Below are 20017 nucleotides of genomic sequence, written 5' to 3'. Positions count from 1 at the left end.
GGGTCATTAACTATAGTTGGGGAAGTCCGTATAACCTTCTCGGTCAAATGAAAACCAAATGTTCATCTCGGCTTCGGGGTTCAGCGGCCAGCTATTAGTAAAACGCTCTACTAAATCGGGATTGCTAATAAATGGTCGCCCAAAGGCAATTAAATCGGCATGTCCCTCTTTAATTGCAACTTCAGCAGTTTCTTGAGTATATCCACAATTTCCCATTAGCGGTGCTGTAAATACTTCTCGAAATTCTGCCAACGTCATCGGTTCTCCTAATTCGTGAAAACCAAAGCCTAAACCATCCATTACATGGAGGTAAGCTAATCCATAAACATTTAACTGTTTAGCAATATACAGAGAGTTTTCGCGAAAGTCTGGCGAACCCATATCATTAAAATTCCCATTTGGGGCGAGTCTAACCCCGACTCGATCTGCTGACCAAACGGTGAGAACGGATTCAACAATTTCTTGGAGAAAGCGATATCGGTTTTCCACACTCCCACCATACCTATCAGTCCGATGGTTGGTTTTAGATTGCAGAAATTGGTCGATTAAATAGCCATTAGCAGCATGAATCTCTACCCCATCAAATCCTGCTTCTTTACCGCGTTCTGCTGCTCGACGATAGTCTTCTACAATTGTGGGGATTTCCTCTGTTTCTAAGGCGCGAGGGGTTTCGTAGGGTTGTTTGCCAATCGGAGTATGAACATATTCTCCATTGAGTTTAATTGCTGAAGGGGCAACGGGTAATTGACCATTTTCCTGAAAACTACTATGGGATGCTCGTCCGCAATGCCAAAGTTGCAGAAAAATGAGTCCTCCTCGAGTATGAACGGCATCAACAACTTGTTTCCAGGCTTCAGTTTGTTCCTCTGAGTAAATCCCAGGTGAATTTACCCATCCGTTAGCCTGTTTAGAAATAACTGTTGCTTCGGTTATAATCAAACCCGCAGAGACCCGTTGAACATAATATTCAGCCATCAAAGCGTTGGGAATGCGTTCTGAACCTGCGCGTGAGCGGGTCATGGGGGCCATAACTACGCGATTTTTTAGGGGCAATTCTCGTAAGCTAAAAGGGCTAAGTAATGTTGGCGATACTGTTGATGAAGTCATCTATTTGTTGCCTCTCAAATGAACGGTTACAACCCAGGATTGGTCTGTAATTCTGATTGCGATTATAGCATCAAAAAATGTTTGCGACAATTGATACTTCTTCAGTGTATGTATCTAGGAAAATGATATAATCATAATGAAAAAAATATCAATGAAGATTTTTGCAGACTACCATCTTATATTTTTAAGTGATGCCAATAACAATGATGATATTTCAGGATACATTTCTGATCATTCTATTAAGGATAAATTAGTATATACATCTAGTAAAATTGCAATTGTTACTGCAAGAAATATGGAAGTGCCTGTGGGCTTGGAAATAAGTGAAAAGAATATTCCTGTATCTTTAGATTCTTGGGATCATATAGTTCAGTGTAGTATTATGATACACTCTGGGAAATTAGCTGTTTTTGGTGCTGTAGATTACCAACCCGATACTTTGCAAATACCAGTTAACCCAGGGATATATCAAGTAACAGTTTTGTATGGAGGACTTGATACTATAAGTAAAGATGGATTAGAAGGAGAAGATTTTTATAAAATATTATTATATCCTACAGATAAATTAGAGGGTACAAAAATTTTAAAGCAAACAGTTGGATAAAAAGCTTCACTATCTTATAATCCTCGCAGGGTTTTGAGTTGGGTGTAAGCTTGCTGGAAGTCGTCACTGGTAATATAGAGTTCGCTAACGGGTTGGTTTAGGGTGCGGAAACGGCGGATCGCTTGCAGGGCGGCTTGGTTGCTCAGAAGAGCTAGATCTGCGCCACTCCATCCGAAGGTGAGTTCGGCGTAGTGGGAGAGGTCAATGCCGGAAAGGGGACGGTTGTGGTTGTGGACTTGGAGAATGGCGAGGCGACTGGGGGTGTCGGGGAGGTCGATTTTCAGTTGCAGATCGAGACGGCCGGAACGCAACAGAGCGGGATCGATCGCCTCCGGACGATTGGTTGCTGCAATCAGAATCAGGTTTTTGGAAACTGATAACCCGTCAATTTCGGTCAGAAGTTGCCCCACCACGCGATCGCCCACTCCAGAATCACCGCTATACTGACCTCGTGCGGGCGCTAGGGTATCGATTTCATCGATAAAAATCACGCAAGGAGCCGCTTGTCTGGCTTTGGCAAACAGTTCTCGCACGGCTTGTTCTGAGGCTCCGACCCAACGACTGAGCAGCTCTGGCCCGGAAATGGCGATAAAGTTCGCCTGTGCTTGGGAGGCGATCGCCTTAGCCAACAGGGTTTTACCCGTTCCTGGTTCTCCCATCAGTAATATGCCTTTGGGCGCTTTCGCTTGCGTTTTTTGATACAGTTCTGGATAGAGCAATTGCCCTTCGACGGACTCTTGCAACAGTTGTTTGGTCTCCTCTAACCCGCCAATATCGTCCCAAGCGACTTGGGGAGATTCCACTTCCACCGAGCGCAATACTGCGGGTTTAATCGCACTTAGCGCTTGCTCAAAATCATCGGAATTAATGGTTAATGGGGCAGTGGGTTGGGTGTCTGGGGTGGGGACTTGGCGACGCAGAGCATGATGGGCGGCTTTTTGACACAGGGCTTTTAAGTCTGCGCCCACAAATCCGACAGAGCGGGAGGCGATCGCCTCCAAATCCACCCCAGACTCTAAGGGCATCCCTTGGCTGAGAATCTGGAGAATCTGTACTCGTTCCTCTATTCTGGGGACTCGAAACACAATTTCGCGATCGAATCTTCCCGGTCGTCGCAAAGCCGGATCGAGGCGGTTGGGCAGGTTGGTGGCGGCTAAAATGACGACTGAATCACTGACCGAAAAGCCATCCATCAGCCCCAAGAGTTGACCAACCACGCGCTTTTCCACTTCTCCTTCCACTTGGGAGCGATCGGGCGCTAAACTATCAATTTCATCAATAAAAATCAAGCAAGGAGCATTACGAGCCGCTTTCTCAAATAAATCCCTTAATCGACCTTCCGATTCTCCATAATATTTCCCCATAATTTCCGGCCCCGTAATGGCGATATAATTCACCCCTAATTCGGCAGCCAGAGAGCGAGCCGTGAGGGTTTTTCCCGTACCAGGGGGCCCCACTAACAATACTCCCCGCGTCGGTTCTAGACCCAATTGCGCCAGTAATTCAGGACGTTTGAGGGGTAGTTCCACCAGTTCTCGCAATTCCTGTTTCACTTCTTCTAAACCGCCAATTTGGTTTAAGGATAAGTTGCCAGAATTTGGCGCAGTTGAAATATTGTCCCCAGTTTCCGATGGTGGCGGCGTAATAATCACCTCTGATGAAGGTTTACTCGGGGCACGTTTGGGAATATTTCCCCCTTGGGGGATATTACTCAAAGAACGAAACTGAATATCGGTTTTCAATTCTCCTTGTTCTGCTTTTTCTTCTAGCCGTTTGGCGAGTTCTAATAGGTCTTCAAATCCTTTAAATAAATCATTCATCATGAAGTATGGATAGTTTTTATGGATCATTATACCCATTCTTAAGGTAAAAGTAGGATATAATTGCATTAGAGAGTCGATTTTACTTTGAGAATTGGGTATCCTCTAGAAAATATTATCATGCCGGCTAAAGATTTGTTTCATCAAGCTGTACGCCATGCTTTAGAAAAAGATGGATGGATAATCACCCATGACCCTCTGATGCTACGATCCGATCTCGGAAAACTTTATGTCGATCTGGGTGCAGAAAAGTTTTTAGCGGCAGAACGAGAAGGAGATAAAATTGCCGTAGAAATTAAAGGCTTTATTCAAAACTCTACGATTTCCGAATTTTATACAGCCCTTGGTCAATTTATTACCTATCTTAGTCTCTTACTCAAACAATATTCAGAGCATATTCTTTATCTCGCCATTACTCTCGAAACCTATAATTATTTTTTAGTATAGAATTAGTTCAAGAAATCATTAACACTCAACAATTGAAGATCATTCTCTATGAACCGAAACAGGAGAGTATTAACCGATGGATAAACTAGATCGCTATCGCCAAGCCATTCAAAATCTCTTAGAAACCTAGGCTCATTTGGGCACCGATCCAGAAGACGGAGTAGACACACAATTAATTTTCGATCTAGTTAGAGATCATTACCAGCTTTTTCATGTGGGTTGGATAGGGGATTACCGGATTTATGGCTCTATTTTACATTTTGATATTAAGGATGGAAAAGTTTGGATACAGCACAATGGGACGGAAAATGATGTGGGTCAAGAATTGCACGATTTAGGTGTGCCGAAAACGGATATAGTCATTGGTTTTCATTCTCCATTTAAACGACAGTTTACTGAGTATGCTGTAGGGTAATTCGTGGCCAGAAATCTAGTTTCTTAATCCCAAAAACCGTAGGGGCAGGTTTACAACAGCGATCGGTGGGCATTGAAGATGTTGGTAAACCTGCCCTCCAACCCTTCGCAGTGGGTTTCCCTGGGGGTGGGGCGGGTTTTGGGAATCGATTTGTGGGTGGCCTAAATTTGGGTTAAACCCGCCCCTACAAACGCCATTGTTCATTGTTCATTGTTAATTATTGTCGAAAAATGCATTTGTTTTAATTTTTCATCCATCTACGAAACTCATTCGCGGCTTCTAAGCGTGACGTTTGTGCCATCAACACGCAGCGAGTGAGCAGTTCTATATCCAAGTCGATCAATTCCGGGATTTCACTGCGAGAAATTTGACTGTAATTTTCCCCTTGCAGTCGATAGAGGCTAAATACACCATCTTCCCAAAACCATACTTCTGGAATACCTAGGACGCGGTAGCGTTGCAGTTCGTTGGGGCTGCCACTGGTAAAGATGACTTCGATGACTAAATCCGGGCTAGGCTTAGATGTACTGAAACAATAGGATTCGTCTGGTTCGGCTGAAGCAGTACCTTCGCGCTCCTGCGTAGTCGAACCAAGGGGTTCAAATTCAATTCCCATTTCCAGACAAAATAACCCAATCAGAAATCCAATTAAGCGACTGAAAAATTCGTGTTCTCGTCCCGGCATGAGAATTTCTACAGTATTTTGGTAGTAAAAAAGCCGCAGATTGCGGCGATCACCAAATCCAGACTGAAGGAGTTTGAATTGCTCCCAAGTAATCCCAGAATGGACAATACGCTGATCCGACGATGGAGACTTGACTTGTTTGGATTGCAGTTGAACCATAGGTCTATCGCGCTTCGTAGGAGAATAAATCCATGTTAACGAACCAATCTGGAATTAATGCAGTTATATCAAGTCCGATTAAACAGTTGTCATTGCGAACGGAACGCAGTGGAGTGAAGCAATCTCATAATCTCGCTAATCTTGGCGATTGCTTCCCTGCGGTCGCAATGACAAATCATAGCTGATTATTCGGACTTGATATTACTCCCATGTTTTGGCTCTCGCCGACATGAACATTGTTAATTGTTCATTGACCTTGACTTTTCCCTCATTCTTTGGTAGCCTAGGAGCTATAGTCAGGGAATGTGTCCGCATATATATAAGAGAAGAACAGACCCCCATTTTTTCAAAAAAATTTCCGCCTTTGGGGGGAGACGGACAACCCGCAGGCCAATGATGCCGTCGTTCCGACTGACGGGACTGTTGAAGCTCCGAATCGCAGAGCGACAGTCCCTAGGAGATCCGATCCAAGAACCACCGCGCAATACTCTTGAATTAATCCATCGCTAGATAGCCATATATTCCCATCTGTAGGAGCTAGATTGTAGTTATCATGCCAATGATCGGCACACCACTCCCACAAGTTGCCGTGCATATCGTAGAGTCCAAACTCGTTCGGCTGAAAACTTCCTACCGGCGTAGTTTTCTCACGATACTCACCCTTGGGGCCATCAGCATATGTAGAGTTCCCGTTATAATTGGCGAGGTCAGTAGTCAGGGTGTCGCCAAAACGGAGTCGTTGTTCCAGCGCGACAGGCATATTCCCACTCTGCCTCAGAAGGCAAGCGATAGGAGTTTCCCGTATACTGGGACAGCCGGGCGCAGAATTCATCGCAATCATACCATGAAACTCGTTCTACGGGCAAGTTATCGCCCTTGAAACGAGACGGATCGGATTTTAGGGTACGATTCACTTGCGGAAACGACGCTATCCTGCGCCATTGAGCCTGCGTAATCAAGAATTTTTCCATATAAAACGGCTGCACCGTCACCGAATGCTGCGGCCCTTCATTATCTCGTCGTTCCTCTTCATCTGGTGGCGACCCCATGAGGAACGTTCCCCCCGGAATAGCCACCATATCTAAAAAGATTCCTGCTCCCAAGTTCTCTTGGAAATATTGCGCTTGCCGATTTTCCCGTGCAATAATTTCTCCCCGTCGGTTCACTGTCACGACTTCAAACCGGAAGATGGGCAGTTGGGGTTCCTCTGGTTCTGGAGGCGGTTCGGGTTCTGGCTGTGGTTCCGGTTCGGGTTCGGGTGGCGCTTCCACTACCGGTTGCGGTTCTGGACTTGGTTGCGGTTCCACCTCTGGAAAGGGTTCTACCGTGGATATATTCCTGAACCAGATAAAATTGTCCTCCTTCTGCCACAAATGCCAACAGGCGCGGGGTTTGATCGTGATTTCCCAATTCTTCTAAAATTTCCCCTTCCTGGTCAAATAACCGTTTCGCCACTTTCAGACCTTGGGGGTTATTAAACTGGAGCTTGAGCTGTTTTACCACACAGAGAGGATGTCCCGGACGGTGGCTATCTCTGGCGAGGTACGTTATGCCAAATCCTCCCTCGCTCAGTTTCCGTTCTATCTGGTGATGACCCGCAAGCACTTGTGGCATGGTTCAATTAAAAATTAAAAATTAAAAATTAAAAATGATTGGGTGGTGGGTGGATATGCCCCACTTTAGTATAGTACCCAGTCCAATTTTGGGGACGGTTGGCGGGGGAAAGAAACCGGGTTTCTGCCTAGGTGCAGGAGACTGACGCAAGGAGAAGGAAGAAACCCGGCTTCTGGTTTCCCCTGGGGGTTTGGGCTATTCTAAAATGTTACGGTATGTAACAAACCTATTCCCCTAGAGGGCAATTTAAGCAACAGTGTTGAACAAACCTATGTTTAACAGGAGTTCTTGATCATGGCTTTATCAGATACTCAAGTATTTGTGGCTCTAGTTCTGGCTTTAATCCCAGGAATCTTAGCTTTCCGCCTCTCTACCGAACTGTATAAGTAAGGTTGAAGTCCCTGTTAATCAAGGGTCTTTGAGAATTCTGGGGGGAATACGGAAAAAACTTTTGAGAATGGGCGGTTAGGGTGAACTCTAAGGTGTATTATCAGGGCATAAATTTTTGTTGCGCTGTAATCCTCTAAAACGCCCATGCTTGCTAGTGAGCCAACCCCCCAGAGACCCCCTCATTCCGTTAATCCATTGGATCGTCGTCGGATGCGGAACCAGCGCCAAAGATCGCGTCGTCGCTCCTCTCCCTTAGCTGCAGCGATCGCCTGGGAAACAATGATGAAGTTAAGTGTGAATCTGGTTTTGGTCGCGATCGCAACTGGGGCAGTGATGCGCCTGATTCCCTATCATCGATCGGTAGAAGAAAAGTTAGAAATTGTCGAGATCCAAGTTCAGCAAACTCAAGACCGAGTCACTCAACTACAACAAGATTTTGACCGATCTTTCGATCCCGAGCAAGCGAAGCAAGTGATGGCTGAACAAAGTCACCGGATCGATCCGCAAAAACGTTCTGTGGTTTGGAAAAAGGAGCGGGTAGATCGATAATTCATTCTGGAAATCCCTTATTCTGCAAGGGGTTTGAGCAGTTGGTCTTTCCAATGCAGAACCCGTTGATATTGGCGTTGTTCGGCTCCTGAGAGCTGGGGAGCATTTTGGAAGGAGTCGATCGCTCTTTGGTAGTCGGCGATCGCCCAATTCCAATCTCCCATCAGATGATAGGTGCGTCCTCGTTCGGCATAAATATAGCCTTCTAAACGACCCAGACGCAGGGCAAAGTCCAGGTTATCGAGAGCAAGTTCATAAATCTGAAGTTGTCTAAAGGTAATGCCTCGGTTAATCCAAGCTTGGATTTTTAAGGGATTTAAATCTAACGTTTGATCGTAGTCGAGCAGAGCAGCGTAGAGATCTCCTAGGCGAGCGTAGGCATTGGCACGATTATTATACGCTCGATCGAGTGTAGGATTCAGTTGGATCGCTTGGCTATAGTCGGCGATCGCCTCTTCCACCTCTCCATCCTGAAAATAGGCATATCCGCGATTATTGTAGTGATCGGCACAAGTGGGATCGGATTCAATCAGACAAGTTAACAGGTCAATCGCTCCTAAATAGTCCCCTTGTTCTAAGCGAGTTTTAGCTTGTTGGCTCAATTTTCGATTAACAGGGGGTCTTTCTGTTATCGGTTTAGGTTGCCTTAGATATAAACCTCCGAAAGAATCAACACTAGAAGTAGAAAGATTGATGCCCATGAACTGTACCTTAATGACTGACTGTACTTTATCTTTGATACCTTCACTGTAAGGGGGAAATCCTGACGGAAAAAGTGCGAATGTACCAGTTACTCAGGTGGCTAATGGTAAGATGCAACATATGGAATAGCGGGGTGCGCCGATCGAGGTCTCTGTTACTTTCGGTTTGGGAGAGCGCTTAAACTCTTGCTTCCTCCTAGTTAGGTTGATATCCAATCCATTGATTTATATCCCTCACCCTTATGACTGCTGAACAAACCTATCCCAATGCCCCCGATGTATCCGGGGATGATTATTTAGTCGTTGGCTTGGCCACTTGCTTTATTAAGGAAGATGGAGAGGTCTATCCGGTCAAAGTAATAGAACCGATCCCTTCAGCCGCTCTAGAAGCTTTATTTAAGGGAATTCCCACCTCCTATGAAATGGCCTTGGGAACCACATTAGGTACGGTACTGATCCATCAGACCCCCCAAAAACCGACCGAGTTCCCAGAGAAGCCCCAGTTCTGTGACGAGTTTGTGGAACGGGCGATCGCCGCTGTTCGCAGTTATAAGGTTCCTAGTCATGAACGTGCTAAAGCTAAAATTCCCATCGGCACTTGTCATCAGGATTTTAACTTTTCCACGGAGCGCAAGCGAGTTTTAAATATGACGAATGTGGTTCGCACAGAAGATAATGTAAAACAACACGAACATACCCATAAGGTACTTTAAGGAATGATCAAACTCTATGGTGGCCCGCGAACTCGTGGAACTTTAGTTCAGTGGTATTTAGAGGAACTGGGTGTTCCCTATGAATTGATTGCTGTGGACATTCAAGGGAAAGAACATAAGAAACCGGACTATTTAGCAATTCATCCCATGGGGAAAGTGCCTGCCCTCGTAGATGGCGACTTTACCATTTGGGAATCTGGGGCAATTTTAATGTATCTGGCTCTCCAGTATGGCAATGCTCAGGGATCGGTGCAAGAGATCGCACAGATGAACCAGTGGACGATCTTTGCCAATGCTAGTTTGGGCCCAGGGGTGTTTATTGAAGCATCCCGCGATCGCGCCTTGGCGGATTTTATGCCTCCCCTGAATCAACGTCTACAAGCTCAACCCTTTTTACTCAGCGATCGGTTTACCGTCGCTGATGTGGCAGTCGGATCGCTTCTCTTCTATATGCCTGTGATGCTCAAGCTTGATTTGAGTGAGTATCCAGCCATTACGGAGTACATCCAGCGTTTATCCCAACGTCCCGCTTTCCAAAATACCCTTGGTAAACGCTAGATGCATAAAAATGAGACAGGCTTAAAACCTGTCTCTAGGGAAATAAATGTTTCTGATATTACATTTATCTTAAACTCTATTTAAACCCAACTGCTGCTTGCCAAACAAAGGCCAGCAGTAAGAAAAAGATAGGAATTACAGGCAAAACATCGATTAGTGGGCTAAAGGCTGAATAGGCTTCAGGTAATTTTGCCAACAGCAGTGCTGCTTCCATAAGTGTGTTTTCCTCTCCAACAGTACGGGGCATGATTTTCAGAATTGAAAAAAATATTAACATATACTGCCGCACCAGGGAATAGGGCATGAAGTCAATGCTCAGGGCTGAATAGCCCATGCAGGAAAAACAATAGTTTTTTTAGATACTATTTCATAATTAAATTTGCTGAGAATGACCAGGTGGCAATCGGCTTTGATATTACCAAAGCCGAATAATCAGTTACAGAAAGTTTTCGCTATTCTGTTTGGCATTACGCTGCCAACACCAGGAACCCCATAATTCCCAGGGATAAGCTCCTTTGCTCAAGATAAAATCGATCGCGAGTCGATATAATCGAAAGTGGGTTGGTGGCGATACTCCTGTGGAGTCGCTTTGTGCGCAAAATTGCCGAATCTGAGTGAAAGAAGGTCGTTTATCTTATGTCCATCACATCACGAAGTTTGCAAAAGCTCCTCCGGGAGAATATATCCGGGACAAAACCCCTTAGCGTTAATCTCGAACAGGCTAAAGATCTAGCAGAAGACTTGTTGGCGCGAGTTGAGCCTCTCGCCGGCGCAGAGCGGCATAATAACTGTCACCATTACCATCGTTTTCAAAGAAGATCAAGTACAGAGCAGACCCCCAGCAATACCCTCTGTTGTTGTATTTTACTCGAAGAATCCAGCGAGCGTTGGTATCGAAATCACACCCATTTACATCTGTTCATGAGTCCGGAGCAACAGCTCTGGGTAGAGTTAGGGGGAGAGCGATCGCCCGCCCCCGTTTCAGACCTGAGTGAGATGGTTGCCCTGATCCAAGCATTTTTCCAGAGGGTTGACCGGCAAAAAGCACAAGCTGCCAAGCGCCAAAAACAGAAAGACTTGAAAGTGCAAGCTATCTTGGCTCAGGTGCGTAAAATTGCTAAGGAAGATCAATTTGACTTTGCCACCGAAGTCGATACCGTTAAGCTCAAGCTGATTATTCGTCTGTCTGACAACAACGACTATTTTGCCATTTTGATTCCCTTTAACCAGTTCAAGGAAGTTTTACCCAAATTGCGAACCGCAATTCAGGCTCTGCGCGAGACTTACAACAGTGGTGTTCGTTTTACAACTCGTCTTAAGCGGGGCTACGGCCGCTCTAGCTGGATTCGTCATCAGGATTTGTAGTGAAAGGGTAAAGGTCGAAGACAATGATTCGTATTGATGCGAGGGAACTCTATCAAGTTCTGGAACTAACTCCACCGGAGCAAAATATCCTCCTGGTGGGCAAGCATGGTATTGGCAAATCGGAAATGATTAGCCATTTCTACAGTCAGCGCCAGAATCTGCCAGTAATCCCGTTCTTTTTGGGTCAAATGAGCGATCCGGGGGATTTGATTGGCTTGTTGCACAAAGACGAGAAAACTGGGCGATCGGTGTTTTTACCGCCCTACTGGTGGCCGGAACCTGATCGCCCCGTGGTGCTCTTCCTAGACGAGCTTAACCGCGCCCGACCCGAAATTTTGCAAGCCGTTCAAGACCTGACTCTGAACAAAACTTTAGCCGGTAGAGCGCTACCTTCTGGCAGTATTGTGATTGCTGCGGTGAATGCGGGAGAAGAATATCAACTGACAGAACTCGATCCGGCGCTGGTGTCGCGGTTTAATCTCTACGAGTTTGCGCCGACAGTGGAAGATTGGCTGCTCTGGGCTTCCGATCGCAATATCGATGCGCGGGTGTTAACCTTTATCCAACAGCATCCAGACTATCTCGATGGCGACAATCCCGATGCGGATATGGCGATCGCCACCGCCGGACTCGTCAAAACCCCCGATCGCCGCGCTTGGGTGAAAGTTGCGAATTTTGTTCGCAATCATACAAAGCTGGAGGACATTCACTTCAAACTGATTGCCGGTATGGTGGGGACTCGCGCCAGTATCACCTTTCGCCAAAGCCTGGCTACCCAAAGGGGTTTGACTCCCGAACAACTGCTGTTGCAGTTTGCTAAACATTCCAAACAGCTTAAAGACCTGGAAATTCAGGATTTTGCCAGTTTGAATGAACGGGTTTTACTCTGGCTCAATGCTGGCCATTGCCCCAACAATAAAGCAGAGAATGCCCGCAAGAATCTGTTGAAATATCTCCAGTATCTCGCCAAAGCCAAACAACGGGAGGCGATCGCTCATTTTTCCTCTCTGGTTCAGGGGCCCAAATTTAGCGATGCCATGGGATTTGTGGCTGAATCGATGGATCTGATTGACTTTTTGTCGGAGTATTTAGAGGCGATCGAGGTTTGAACCCCAATCGTTCGCCAGAAACCCGGTTTCTCCAACCTCTTTTAATCTCTGTACGATCTATTATTATGATGAAACCGATTGCCCGTCACCGTATTGCTCGAATTGTGGAAAAGTGGCTGCTCGTCGAGCCGCTGTTGCTGGCGACTTGGACGAGTCACGCTTTGGTCTCCGAGCCACGCATCCAAACGATTCGCGTGCAACGGGGACGAATTGAGTACAATCCGGAGTTTATTCAGCAGTTGAGCGATCGCCACCTAGAAGCCACCCTGCGCTTTGAAGCCCTACGGATTCTGCTCAAACACCCCTACAGTCGTCGCCAAGCCCACTCCGCAATTAGCTATGCTGCTAGCAATTTAACGCTTCAGGAATACTTGCAAACCGAGTTGCCATTTCCTCGGGCGCGGGATGTCTTTAGCGATCGCAACTATGACCAGCAATTCTTCGAGTTTTATTACCACAAATTGCTCGACCAACAGTCCTCCAATCCACAGGGAGCAGCCTCTGGAGTGCCAGGAGTAGGCATGGGGGAAGCGAATGCTGCACTTGCATCCAGCTCTCCTGGCTCTTCTGAATCTAAACCGACTTCAACCCCCAGCGATCGCCCCTCAAATTTACTCGCGATTTATACTGACACAAACTCGATCGGTGTGGAAAATACTGACCAGTGGGATCGAGATGAATTGTTGAGCGATCGCCTAGACGAGCTAGTGAGAATGGCTCAAGCCAATGACAGTTGGGGCAGCATTGGCGGCAAGTTGCGCGAACGGATTTTGGCGAATCTGCACCCAAAACTCGACTATCGGGCAGTTTTACGCAAGTTTCGCACCTCTATCCTCAGCCAACAGCGCAGGCTAACCCGCATGAAGCCGAATCGCCGGTATGGGTTCGCCTATATGGGTAGTCGTCGCGAGTTTAGCACCCGTTTACTCTTTGCCATTGATGTGAGCGGCTCCATGGGGACAAAGGAGCTACAGCAGGGGTTTTCGGTGGTGAATCGCTTTTTTAACTATGGCGTGCCGGCGATCGATGTGATCCAATTTGATACCAAGATTACCGCCGATGTGATGACGTTCCGCCGCGCCAAAAAGGAAGTGCAATTAACCGGACGAGGCGGGACAAATTTTGACCCAGTTGTGGCGTATCTGGAGGAATATCGGGATTACGATGGACTAATTATTTACACGGATGGTTATGCTCCTTGCCCCTCACCGCCACAGAATCGGCGGACTCGTATTCTGTGGTTATTTGTAAGCGAGGAGAATTACCGGAGTTGTTATCCGAATCTACAGCATTTGGGGCAGGGGGCTTACATTAAGGCTAGTGCTGCGATCGCTTAACCAAAACTGACGTTAACGAGAGTATTTATCTTTTGAGGCAAATACTGTGCAAAGAGAAGAAATGCTGAATAAAGTATATTAACTTTTGTTACGCGATCGCCCTGTTGACCCAAGAGAAATCTTAAACTCGCCTTGATGAGTTGCTCGATAAGAACACCTTTTATGGCTTATTTTTGGTTTAAAGCATTCCACCTGATCGGTGTTGTGGTCTGGTTTGCAGGCTTGTTTTATTTAGTTCGTCTCTTTGTTTACCATGCTGAAGCCTCAGAACGAGATGAACCGGCACAAACCATTCTCAAGGCACAATACGAAATTATGGAAAAGCGCCTCTATCATATTATTACCATGCCTGGAATGGCCGTTACAGTGGCAATGGCGATTGGTTTGATCTCTACAGAACCGGAAATTTTAAAGTCGGGTTGGCTACATATTAAACTAGCTCTGGTTACTGCGTTACTGGCCTATCATTTCTATTGTGGACGCATTATGAAACGGTTAGCATCTGGTGAATGCAACTGGACAGGTCAACAATTTCGCGCTTTAAATGAAGCCCCAACAGTGTTGTTAGTTGTTATCGTTCTTTTGGCTGTATTTAAGGGAAGTTTACCTTTAGATTTAACAACTTGGCTAATTTTTGGGCTGGTTGTGTCGATGGTAGCTGCGATTCAACTTTATGCGAAGAAACGTCGCCAAGATAAGGAAAAAATGTTGGAACGGATTGAACAAAAAACATCGGCTTCATCAGCAGGTTAACCTAATCTTAGATGACCCGAAACCCCCTAAAGACAAGAGATGCCTTGTCTTTAGGGAAATGGGAAGAGGCGATCGCGATCGACGATTGTAATTGACAAAAAACAAACAATGTGATATAACGTGTAAAGCGCTAGAAAATCGATTATGATTGACAATCGTATTAAAAAAGCCAACAAAAAAGCGATGGGTTGGCTTGTTTTTTTATTGTTATCAGGCAGTATTGTTTGTTTTCTCCTGATCAAACGAGGTTATCTTTTTCCGCTCAATAATTTGTGGGGAATTTTGGCTAATGTGGAACATTCTCAACCTCTGCATTCGACTCCTGATTATAGTCAATTATTAAACTATAATCGTACTATCTTTGATATTCTTAATACTGGAACAATCGACACGAGTAAAACCTCAATTCTTATTGAAAAATCTCAAGGCACTCTTACCCTTTATTACGATCGCCAACCCATTAAATCCTATCCCGTTGTTTTGGGGGGTAATCCGACTGGAGATAAGCTTCGAGAAGGCGATCTCAAAACTCCTGAAGGCATTTTTAAGGTACGAGATCTGTATCCTCATTCGGATTGGTCTAAATTCATTTGGTTAGATTATCCTAATGCCAACTCTTGGCGCAAACATTTACAAGCTAAACAACAAGGACTTATCCCAGTTAGCGCCACAATTGGCGGAGAAATTGGTATTCATGGTGTACCATCAGGCCGTGACGATCTCATCGATCGCAAAAATAATTGGACATTAGGCTGCATTTCCCTGAAAAACAAAGATGTTGATGAACTATATCGTGCAATCCAACCTGGAACAACGGTAGAAGTTATACAGTAAAATGAATCCGTATTGCAGAATAATTCCCTCAAGCAGAATAGGTTCTAGAACTTGTGGTCTAACACCGAATTTCTACGTGTAACTCTGTAAATACTAGCATATTTGTCAGATTTGGGTGCAAGATTTGAACCAACAGTTAATTTTTGTTAAGTTACGATACATATCTGTCTTATTCGAGGCAAAACAACATCAATAGTAAAACGCATCTAGTCCGCGATCGCCTTGGATCTATACTTGATTGCCACATCCCATGGCTAACCTCCATTGAGTTAAAACCCATGCGCCCTGTTAATTTCAACAAACCTTACATTCGCGCCACGATCTTTATTTTCATTCTTCTCATGACGGCGATCAGATGCGCTAAACTCAGCGCTGCACAACATTCGCCGATGATCGACTTTCAACCCGGGGCTGCGGCAGTCGCATTGATGCTTGGTTTCGCTATGACAACTCCCCTCAAAATTCATCCAATCCCAATAAACCGCCGCTCGATGTACGCTGGGGTTGGCAATCGACCGATGAAATGAGTGAAATTTACTTGGGAGTTGTCTCGAAAAACTGGCGCGATAGTCCGAACACTCTAGAAGCTGCGCGCTTGTCTTGGTGGCAGTCCGCCACTCGCGATCGCATTCCCGAATCTTGCCGATAATTTCGTGGGAACTGTATCGTACCACTGAAAAATATCAAATGGCCAGAACAAGATCCCAGTAGATAAAGATTCAAGGATGAATTGAGTTAAATTAGCCTTGGTATGCCCCATTTTCACCAAGAACAGCTAGATCATTGGTTAAAAGAAATTCCCAATAATATGATTCAATAACCCATACCCAACCCCGATGAAATATACAGCGCAAAGCGCTGTGATGGGAGGATGGGGGCATAGGGAGAGGGAACAACAGACTCGAGAGCAGCCGATGAGCAAAGTTTAATTAAATCTGTTAAAAGGCTAAAGGGCCTTGCTATAATCAACTGCCGTGACCCTGCCAAAGAAATCGCCATCATGAGCCGTATTATCGTCGTTACATCAGGAAAGGGAGGAGTGGGTAAAACCACTTGTACCGCAAATTTAGGAATGGCTCTGGCTCAACGGGGACGACGAGTCGTCCTGGTTGATGCCGATTTTGGCTTGAGAAATTTGGATTTGCTCTTAGGTTTGGAAAACCGTATTGTCTATACAGCAGTAGAAGTAATAGCTGGAGAGTGCCGTCTAGAACAAGCTTTGGTACGAGATAAGCGCCAGTCAAAGTTGGTGCTGTTACCAGCGGCCCAAAATCGCACCAAAGATGCCATTACTCCCGATCAAATGGCCAAGTTGATTCATCGCTTGAGTCCCAGTTTTGATTATGCGATTGTGGATTGTCCGGCTGGGATTGAAATGGGATTCCAAAATGCGATCGCCGCGGCGCAAGAGGCTCTGATTGTAACGACTCCGGAAATCGCGGCTGTGCGGGATGCTGACCGGGTGATTGGTCTTTTGGAAGCCAATAGTATTCGCAAAATTCGCTTAATTGTCAATCGCATTCGCCCGAATATGGTGGAAGCCAATGACATGATGTCAGTTCAGGATGTGCAAGAAATCCTGGCTATTCCCCTATTGGGTATCATTCCGGATGATGAACGGGTGATTGTCTCTACGAACCGAGGGGAACCCCTAGTACTTTCTGGTGCTGGAGAGTCGTCTTTACCCGGAATCGCCTATGGTAATATTGCTCGCCGTCTAGAAGGTGAAAAAGTACCATTCTTGGATTTGGCTCCCCCCCAAGGAAATTTTTTCAGCCGCTTGTTTCAGATGTTCCGCAAGGGATGAGCTGGGTGAATTTCGGTTTCCCCATTTCCTATTGCCCATTTCCTACTGCCCACTCCCTACTGCCCACTCCCTATGTTAAATGATCTTCTAGAACGCCTTTTCCCCTGGAAAACTCGCCAGTCCAGTCGCGAGGAGGTAAAACAGCGGTTGAAGTTGGTGCTGGCCTATGACCGAGCGGGGATTAGTCCAGGGATGTTGAATGCCATGCGCGATGATATTTTGGCGGTGGTCTCTCGGTATGTGGAGATTGATGACGAACAACTGGAGTTTGCCATTGAAAATAGCGATCGCTCTACAGCTTTGATTGCTAATTTTCCCATTCGCCGGATTAAAAGTACGGCTGACCCGGAACCGGAAACTTATGCCTCAGAGGAACAAAGCGCTCTCATCTTTTCTTCTCAAGAAGAAGAGGCTGAACTCGAGGAGTTATTTGTAGAAAACGCTCCCCTCGAATCTTCTGAACCCCTTGCTAGTTCCTCACCTGCAACGGAAAAGGAGGATAAGGACGTACACTCTTGTGCCCCCCCTCCTCCGAAAGAATCCCCTAAAAAATCTGATTTATCACCAAAATCTAGCCAAAAACCACGAAAAACGACCAAATCTGAGTAAGATAAAGTTAATCGTGTTACTCTGTCTTACGAATGAACTTGGAATCTGATGCTCAAAAACCCACTCCTGACTCCTTAAGTGCTTGTGTCAAGGCACTAGGTCTAACTCAGATTGAGCGCCATGTCTTTATTTGCGCCGATCAGGGCGTTCCTAAATGTTGCGATCGCCAACAGAGCCTTGAATCTTGGGATTATCTCAAAAATCGCTTGAAAGAGTTGAAGTTGGATCAGCCCACTCTAGAACGGCCAATGAGTATTTTTCGCTCTAAGAGTCATTGCCTACGAGTTTGCCAGAAAGGGCCTATTCTAGTCGTTTATCCTGATGGAGTTTGGTATCATAGCTGCACTCCAGATGTGATAGAGCAAATTATTCAGGAGCATCTCCTGGGCAATCAGGTCGTTGAAGACTATGCCTTCCTTGTCCATCCTTTGCCCGGTTCTTCCGTAATTTCATTATGAATTCTCCGAAAATTCTGAGAGACAGAGAAAAAAGATCAGTAAATTCCGAAAATTTTTAATGAGATTCTCTGATTATTTCCGCAAAAGTACGCTATAATCAAAAAAATCCATCCAGCCAATATAAGTATATTCACGAGTGTTCTCCTAGGATACCCTGAGTTTCAGAGCCTCGGAAAACTCTAAGATATTTTGGGACAAGGAGGAAATTAGATTATCCTCCCTATTGATTTTCCAAAAATAGAGGAATATGCTGAAGAAATGGTAGTTTATAGTCAATTCACATAGGGGATACGGATATGACGACCGACCACAAGCAATTACTTCTGATTGACGACGATCCCAACCTGATTCTGTTGGTACAAGATTACTTGGAATTCCGGGGATACGAAGTCACCACTGCTGAAAATGGGCAAAGAGCGCTCGATATCTTGGATGATCAAACTCCAGACATGATTATCTGTGATGTTATGATGCCAGAAATGGACGGTTATGAGTTCGTGCAAAAAGTGCGTGAAGATGAGCAAACCGCCTGGATTCCCGTTCTGTTTTTATCGGCTAAAGGCCAAAGTCAAGACCGAGTGAAGGGATTGAGTAAAGGTGCTGATGTCTATATGGTCAAGCCCTTTGAACCTGAAGAACTGGTAGCTCAAGTAGAATCTTCTCTCAAGCAAGCATCCCGAATGATGCATCATCAGTATAAAGGGGGAAATACCGAAGTGAATTTCCCCAAAGTTCCTGAAGATGTGACCTTAACTCCCACCGAGCGAAAAGTAGTACAAAAAGTGGCCCAAGGCAGCTCTAACCGTGAAATTGCTGAGATCTTAAATGTGAGTCAGCGCACAGTAGAGAGCCATGTTTCCAATATGTTGGGTAAAACCAATTTGCACAACCGCACCGAATTGGCTCGCTGGGCGATGGAAAATAATCTAGCTTAAGAGCGGATCGGGTTCACCAAATTGATTCCATAGGGTTGCATCTTTATTTTAGGTATCTTAGGTGTTCCAAGTAACGTTCGCTCTTGCACTCAATTATTCTACTCCTCAAAACCACTTAGAAACGCTTGCTCTATCAAGATTGTCCTTCTTTTCTGTACTTAGGGCGTGACAAGGAGATATCATTTCTGATATAATATTATCATCTTGAGTATGCTGGTGTAACTCAGTTGGTAGAGTAGCTGATTTGTAATCAGCCTGTCGGGAGTTCGAGTCTCCTCACCAGCTCTTCAAAGAAATACTTATTGTTCGGGACTCGAACTCAGCACAAGCTGATTTGTAATCAGCTATCTGCACACATTCAACACAAACTCACCATAACACCCCAATATGGGGTATGGAGTAAATAGGTCATGCAAATAGAGAAAATCTATCCATGAAAGCATTGCCATAGAATTTCATCAATACATCAATCACATGACCATCACATGACCATCACATGACCATCACATAAGCATTGTCTATGGATAAGTAGAGAACCATAAGGTGTGATAGAATAGATATACATCCAAGCTGGAAACCCAACTAGGGTAACCAAAGAAGATATATATCCATCGGCACTCCATGGGCTGGCATGATCGGAGAAGAAAATTAAGGGTGACAAGCAGGACATATATCAATTGACTCGCATTGACCCGGCATGATCGGAGAAAAAGAGCCAACAGACTCCAGCCAATTGTATTCCTCCAGGGGTCATAACTTTGGTATTACCCTTCCACTCAGAAGGAATATTCTTGACATAAGTGGTTCTATTTTTGTGGCCAGAACCAGGATAGAGAATAGCCACAACATCTGTTGCCACTGTTACGGGTGAAAGGAGTATATGCATAACCAGTGTCACTGTAATTGAGGGTGATGCCGATTATCAGAAAAATGGGTTGAAAACCCCGTCCTAAAAGGACGGCTTTTCTTGCTTTCTAATCTATCGGATTCTCCTATTTTACAATATTTGTGATCTAATGTAAGAAAGAGTTTAACTAAGCTTCACTTC

At 45.3% G+C, this 20017-nt stretch carries 25 protein-coding genes, 1 tRNA gene and 1 pseudogene; 19 read left to right on the top strand and 8 right to left on the bottom strand.

Annotation, left to right across the window (positions count from 1 at the left end; genetic code table 11):
- Positions 1-6 precede the first annotated feature (6 nt).
- On the bottom strand, positions 7-1107 hold the full coding sequence (locus J7545_RS18640) for an alkene reductase (protein ID WP_318699032.1): 1101 nt from the start codon (positions 1105-1107) through the stop codon (positions 7-9).
- Between the two features lie 136 nt (positions 1108-1243).
- Here J7545_RS18640 and J7545_RS18635 point away from each other — a divergent pair, with 136 nt between their 5' ends.
- Entirely contained in the window at positions 1244-1711 is a 468-nt protein-coding gene (locus J7545_RS18635; protein ID WP_318699034.1) for a hypothetical protein, read from the top strand.
- Positions 1712-1725: 14 nt separating this feature from the next.
- Here J7545_RS18635 and J7545_RS18630 read toward each other — a convergent pair whose 3' ends face one another.
- Complete coding sequence (locus J7545_RS18630; protein ID WP_413038671.1) at positions 1726-3531, bottom strand: AAA family ATPase; 1806 nt, start codon at positions 3529-3531, stop codon at positions 1726-1728.
- Positions 3532-3651: 120 nt separating this feature from the next.
- On the opposite strand from J7545_RS18630, the gene J7545_RS18625 reads away from it, so the two are divergent.
- Together J7545_RS18625 and J7545_RS18620 are read left to right on the top strand one after the other, a co-directional pair.
- Positions 3652-3978 (top strand): element excision factor XisH family protein, encoded by a 327-nt coding sequence (locus tag J7545_RS18625; RefSeq protein ID WP_318699036.1) that lies wholly within the window; start codon positions 3652-3654, stop codon positions 3976-3978.
- A gap of 136 nt (positions 3979-4114) precedes the next feature.
- Positions 4115-4393 carry a XisI protein gene (locus J7545_RS18620; protein WP_318699037.1) on the top strand — a complete coding sequence of 93 codons (279 nt, stop codon included), beginning with the start codon at positions 4115-4117 and terminating at the stop codon, positions 4391-4393.
- 241 nt (positions 4394-4634) lie between these two features.
- On the opposite strand, the gene J7545_RS18615 is transcribed toward J7545_RS18620, so the two are convergent.
- The 3 genes and pseudogenes from J7545_RS18615 to J7545_RS24180 form a co-directional block, all read right to left on the bottom strand.
- On the bottom strand, positions 4635-5237 hold the full coding sequence (locus tag J7545_RS18615) for a Uma2 family endonuclease (protein ID WP_318699038.1): 603 nt from the start codon (positions 5235-5237) through the stop codon (positions 4635-4637).
- Positions 5238-5583: 346 nt separating this feature from the next.
- Positions 5584-6286: pseudogene (locus J7545_RS24185) on the bottom strand (formylglycine-generating enzyme family protein).
- A gap of 127 nt (positions 6287-6413) precedes the next feature.
- Complete coding sequence (locus J7545_RS24180; protein WP_318699040.1) at positions 6414-6851, bottom strand: hypothetical protein; 438 nt, start codon at positions 6849-6851, stop codon at positions 6414-6416.
- Between the two features lie 294 nt (positions 6852-7145).
- Between J7545_RS24180 and psaM the strand changes: the two genes are divergently transcribed.
- Positions 7146-7241 (top strand): photosystem I reaction center subunit XII, encoded by a 96-nt coding sequence (gene psaM, locus J7545_RS18600; protein ID WP_271940292.1) that lies wholly within the window; start codon positions 7146-7148, stop codon positions 7239-7241.
- Positions 7242-7385: 144 nt separating this feature from the next.
- Positions 7386-7790, top strand: a complete 405-nt coding sequence (locus J7545_RS18595; protein ID WP_318699041.1) for a hypothetical protein — start codon at positions 7386-7388, stop codon at positions 7788-7790.
- A 17-nt stretch (positions 7791-7807) separates the two neighbouring features.
- On the opposite strand, the gene J7545_RS18590 is transcribed toward J7545_RS18595, so the two are convergent.
- The gene (locus tag J7545_RS18590) at positions 7808-8392 is read right to left on the bottom strand and encodes a tetratricopeptide repeat protein (RefSeq protein WP_318699042.1); all 585 of its coding nucleotides are present in this window, start codon (positions 8390-8392) and stop codon (positions 7808-7810) included.
- Between the two features lie 341 nt (positions 8393-8733).
- Here J7545_RS18590 and J7545_RS18585 point away from each other — a divergent pair, with 341 nt between their 5' ends.
- Together J7545_RS18585 and J7545_RS18580 are read left to right on the top strand one after the other, a co-directional pair.
- Positions 8734-9204 carry a hypothetical protein gene (locus J7545_RS18585; protein ID WP_318699043.1) on the top strand — a complete coding sequence of 157 codons (471 nt, stop codon included), beginning with the start codon at positions 8734-8736 and terminating at the stop codon, positions 9202-9204.
- A 3-nt stretch (positions 9205-9207) separates the two neighbouring features.
- Positions 9208-9762 (top strand): glutathione S-transferase family protein, encoded by a 555-nt coding sequence (locus J7545_RS18580; protein WP_318699044.1) that lies wholly within the window; start codon positions 9208-9210, stop codon positions 9760-9762.
- Positions 9763-9838: 76 nt separating this feature from the next.
- Here J7545_RS18580 and J7545_RS18575 read toward each other — a convergent pair whose 3' ends face one another.
- Positions 9839-9976, bottom strand: a complete 138-nt coding sequence (locus tag J7545_RS18575) for a photosystem II reaction center protein K (protein ID WP_271940287.1) — start codon at positions 9974-9976, stop codon at positions 9839-9841.
- Positions 9977-10398: 422 nt separating this feature from the next.
- Between J7545_RS18575 and J7545_RS18570 the strand changes: the two genes are divergently transcribed.
- From J7545_RS18570 to J7545_RS18515, 12 genes are all read left to right on the top strand, one after another.
- Positions 10399-11127 (top strand): hypothetical protein, encoded by a 729-nt coding sequence (locus J7545_RS18570; RefSeq protein ID WP_318699045.1) that lies wholly within the window; start codon positions 10399-10401, stop codon positions 11125-11127.
- Between the two features lie 23 nt (positions 11128-11150).
- On the top strand, positions 11151-12236 hold the full coding sequence (locus J7545_RS18565; protein ID WP_318699046.1) for an AAA family ATPase: 1086 nt from the start codon (positions 11151-11153) through the stop codon (positions 12234-12236).
- A gap of 65 nt (positions 12237-12301) precedes the next feature.
- Positions 12302-13573 carry a DUF2201 family putative metallopeptidase gene (locus tag J7545_RS18560; RefSeq protein ID WP_318699047.1) on the top strand — a complete coding sequence of 424 codons (1272 nt, stop codon included), beginning with the start codon at positions 12302-12304 and terminating at the stop codon, positions 13571-13573.
- 162 nt (positions 13574-13735) lie between these two features.
- Positions 13736-14326, top strand: a complete 591-nt coding sequence (hemJ, locus tag J7545_RS18555; protein ID WP_318699048.1) for a protoporphyrinogen oxidase HemJ — start codon at positions 13736-13738, stop codon at positions 14324-14326.
- A 144-nt stretch (positions 14327-14470) separates the two neighbouring features.
- The gene (locus J7545_RS18550) at positions 14471-15160 is read left to right on the top strand and encodes a L,D-transpeptidase (protein ID WP_318699049.1); all 690 of its coding nucleotides are present in this window, start codon (positions 14471-14473) and stop codon (positions 15158-15160) included.
- A 278-nt stretch (positions 15161-15438) separates the two neighbouring features.
- Positions 15439-15687 carry a hypothetical protein gene (locus J7545_RS18545; protein WP_318719987.1) on the top strand — a complete coding sequence of 83 codons (249 nt, stop codon included), beginning with the start codon at positions 15439-15441 and terminating at the stop codon, positions 15685-15687.
- Positions 15684-15809: a hypothetical protein gene (locus J7545_RS18540; protein ID WP_318699050.1), complete on the top strand. Its 126-nt coding sequence runs from the start codon at positions 15684-15686 to the stop codon at positions 15807-15809. Before J7545_RS18545 ends, J7545_RS18540 begins: the two co-directional genes overlap by 4 nt.
- A gap of 351 nt (positions 15810-16160) precedes the next feature.
- Positions 16161-16967, top strand: a complete 807-nt coding sequence (gene minD, locus J7545_RS18535; protein ID WP_318699051.1) for a septum site-determining protein MinD — start codon at positions 16161-16163, stop codon at positions 16965-16967.
- Between the two features lie 72 nt (positions 16968-17039).
- A complete protein-coding gene (gene minE / locus J7545_RS18530) occupies positions 17040-17576 on the top strand; it encodes a cell division topological specificity factor MinE (RefSeq protein WP_318699052.1) in 537 nt (178 codons plus the stop codon).
- A 32-nt stretch (positions 17577-17608) separates the two neighbouring features.
- Entirely contained in the window at positions 17609-18034 is a 426-nt protein-coding gene (locus J7545_RS18525; protein WP_318699053.1) for a ferredoxin, read from the top strand.
- Positions 18035-18330: 296 nt separating this feature from the next.
- On the top strand, positions 18331-18969 hold the full coding sequence (locus tag J7545_RS18520) for a response regulator transcription factor (protein ID WP_271938349.1): 639 nt from the start codon (positions 18331-18333) through the stop codon (positions 18967-18969).
- Between the two features lie 212 nt (positions 18970-19181).
- Positions 19182-19254, top strand: a tRNA-Thr gene (locus J7545_RS18515).
- Positions 19255-19642: 388 nt separating this feature from the next.
- Here J7545_RS18515 and J7545_RS18510 read toward each other — a convergent pair.
- Positions 19643-19855 carry a hypothetical protein gene (locus tag J7545_RS18510; RefSeq protein ID WP_318699054.1) on the bottom strand — a complete coding sequence of 71 codons (213 nt, stop codon included), beginning with the start codon at positions 19853-19855 and terminating at the stop codon, positions 19643-19645.
- Positions 19856-20017 lie beyond the last annotated feature (162 nt).

Source organism: Roseofilum sp. SBFL (genome assembly GCF_017746885.1).
Classification (GTDB): domain Bacteria; phylum Cyanobacteriota; class Cyanobacteriia; order Cyanobacteriales; family Desertifilaceae; genus Roseofilum.
This window is presented reverse-complemented; position numbering and strand designations above follow the sequence as displayed.

Bases quoted from the DNA above. Each gene is read 5' to 3' on its own strand.
- J7545_RS18550 (WP_318699049.1), top strand. From the start codon at position 14,471: ATGATTGACAATCGTATTAAAAAAGCCAACAAAAAAGCGATGGGTTGG.
- J7545_RS18585 (WP_318699043.1), top strand. From the start codon at position 8,734: ATGACTGCTGAACAAACCTATCCCAATGCCCCCGATGTATCCGGGGAT.
- J7545_RS18580 (WP_318699044.1), top strand. From the start codon at position 9,208: ATGATCAAACTCTATGGTGGCCCGCGAACTCGTGGAACTTTAGTTCAG.
- minD (WP_318699051.1), top strand. From the start codon at position 16,161: ATGAGCCGTATTATCGTCGTTACATCAGGAAAGGGAGGAGTGGGTAAA.
- minE (WP_318699052.1), top strand. From the start codon at position 17,040: ATGTTAAATGATCTTCTAGAACGCCTTTTCCCCTGGAAAACTCGCCAG.
- J7545_RS18595 (WP_318699041.1), top strand. From the start codon at position 7,386: ATGCTTGCTAGTGAGCCAACCCCCCAGAGACCCCCTCATTCCGTTAAT.
- J7545_RS18545 (WP_318719987.1), top strand. From the start codon at position 15,439: ATGCGCCCTGTTAATTTCAACAAACCTTACATTCGCGCCACGATCTTT.
- J7545_RS18640 (WP_318699032.1), bottom strand. From the start codon at position 1,107: ATGACTTCATCAACAGTATCGCCAACATTACTTAGCCCTTTTAGCTTA.
- J7545_RS18615 (WP_318699038.1), bottom strand. From the start codon at position 5,237: ATGGTTCAACTGCAATCCAAACAAGTCAAGTCTCCATCGTCGGATCAG.
- hemJ (WP_318699048.1), top strand. From the start codon at position 13,736: ATGGCTTATTTTTGGTTTAAAGCATTCCACCTGATCGGTGTTGTGGTC.
- psaM (WP_271940292.1), top strand. From the start codon at position 7,146: ATGGCTTTATCAGATACTCAAGTATTTGTGGCTCTAGTTCTGGCTTTA.
- J7545_RS18630 (WP_413038671.1), bottom strand. From the start codon at position 3,531: ATGAATGATTTATTTAAAGGATTTGAAGACCTATTAGAACTCGCCAAA.
- J7545_RS18520 (WP_271938349.1), top strand. From the start codon at position 18,331: ATGACGACCGACCACAAGCAATTACTTCTGATTGACGACGATCCCAAC.
- J7545_RS18570 (WP_318699045.1), top strand. From the start codon at position 10,399: ATGTCCATCACATCACGAAGTTTGCAAAAGCTCCTCCGGGAGAATATA.
- J7545_RS18625 (WP_318699036.1), top strand. From the start codon at position 3,652: ATGCCGGCTAAAGATTTGTTTCATCAAGCTGTACGCCATGCTTTAGAA.
- J7545_RS18560 (WP_318699047.1), top strand. From the start codon at position 12,302: ATGATGAAACCGATTGCCCGTCACCGTATTGCTCGAATTGTGGAAAAG.
- J7545_RS18525 (WP_318699053.1), top strand. From the start codon at position 17,609: ATGAACTTGGAATCTGATGCTCAAAAACCCACTCCTGACTCCTTAAGT.
- J7545_RS24180 (WP_318699040.1), bottom strand. From the start codon at position 6,851: ATGCCACAAGTGCTTGCGGGTCATCACCAGATAGAACGGAAACTGAGC.
- J7545_RS18565 (WP_318699046.1), top strand. From the start codon at position 11,151: ATGATTCGTATTGATGCGAGGGAACTCTATCAAGTTCTGGAACTAACT.
- J7545_RS18510 (WP_318699054.1), bottom strand. From the start codon at position 19,855: ATGCATATACTCCTTTCACCCGTAACAGTGGCAACAGATGTTGTGGCT.
- J7545_RS18635 (WP_318699034.1), top strand. From the start codon at position 1,244: ATGAAAAAAATATCAATGAAGATTTTTGCAGACTACCATCTTATATTT.
- J7545_RS18575 (WP_271940287.1), bottom strand. From the start codon at position 9,976: ATGGAAGCAGCACTGCTGTTGGCAAAATTACCTGAAGCCTATTCAGCC.
- J7545_RS18540 (WP_318699050.1), top strand. From the start codon at position 15,684: ATGAGTGAAATTTACTTGGGAGTTGTCTCGAAAAACTGGCGCGATAGT.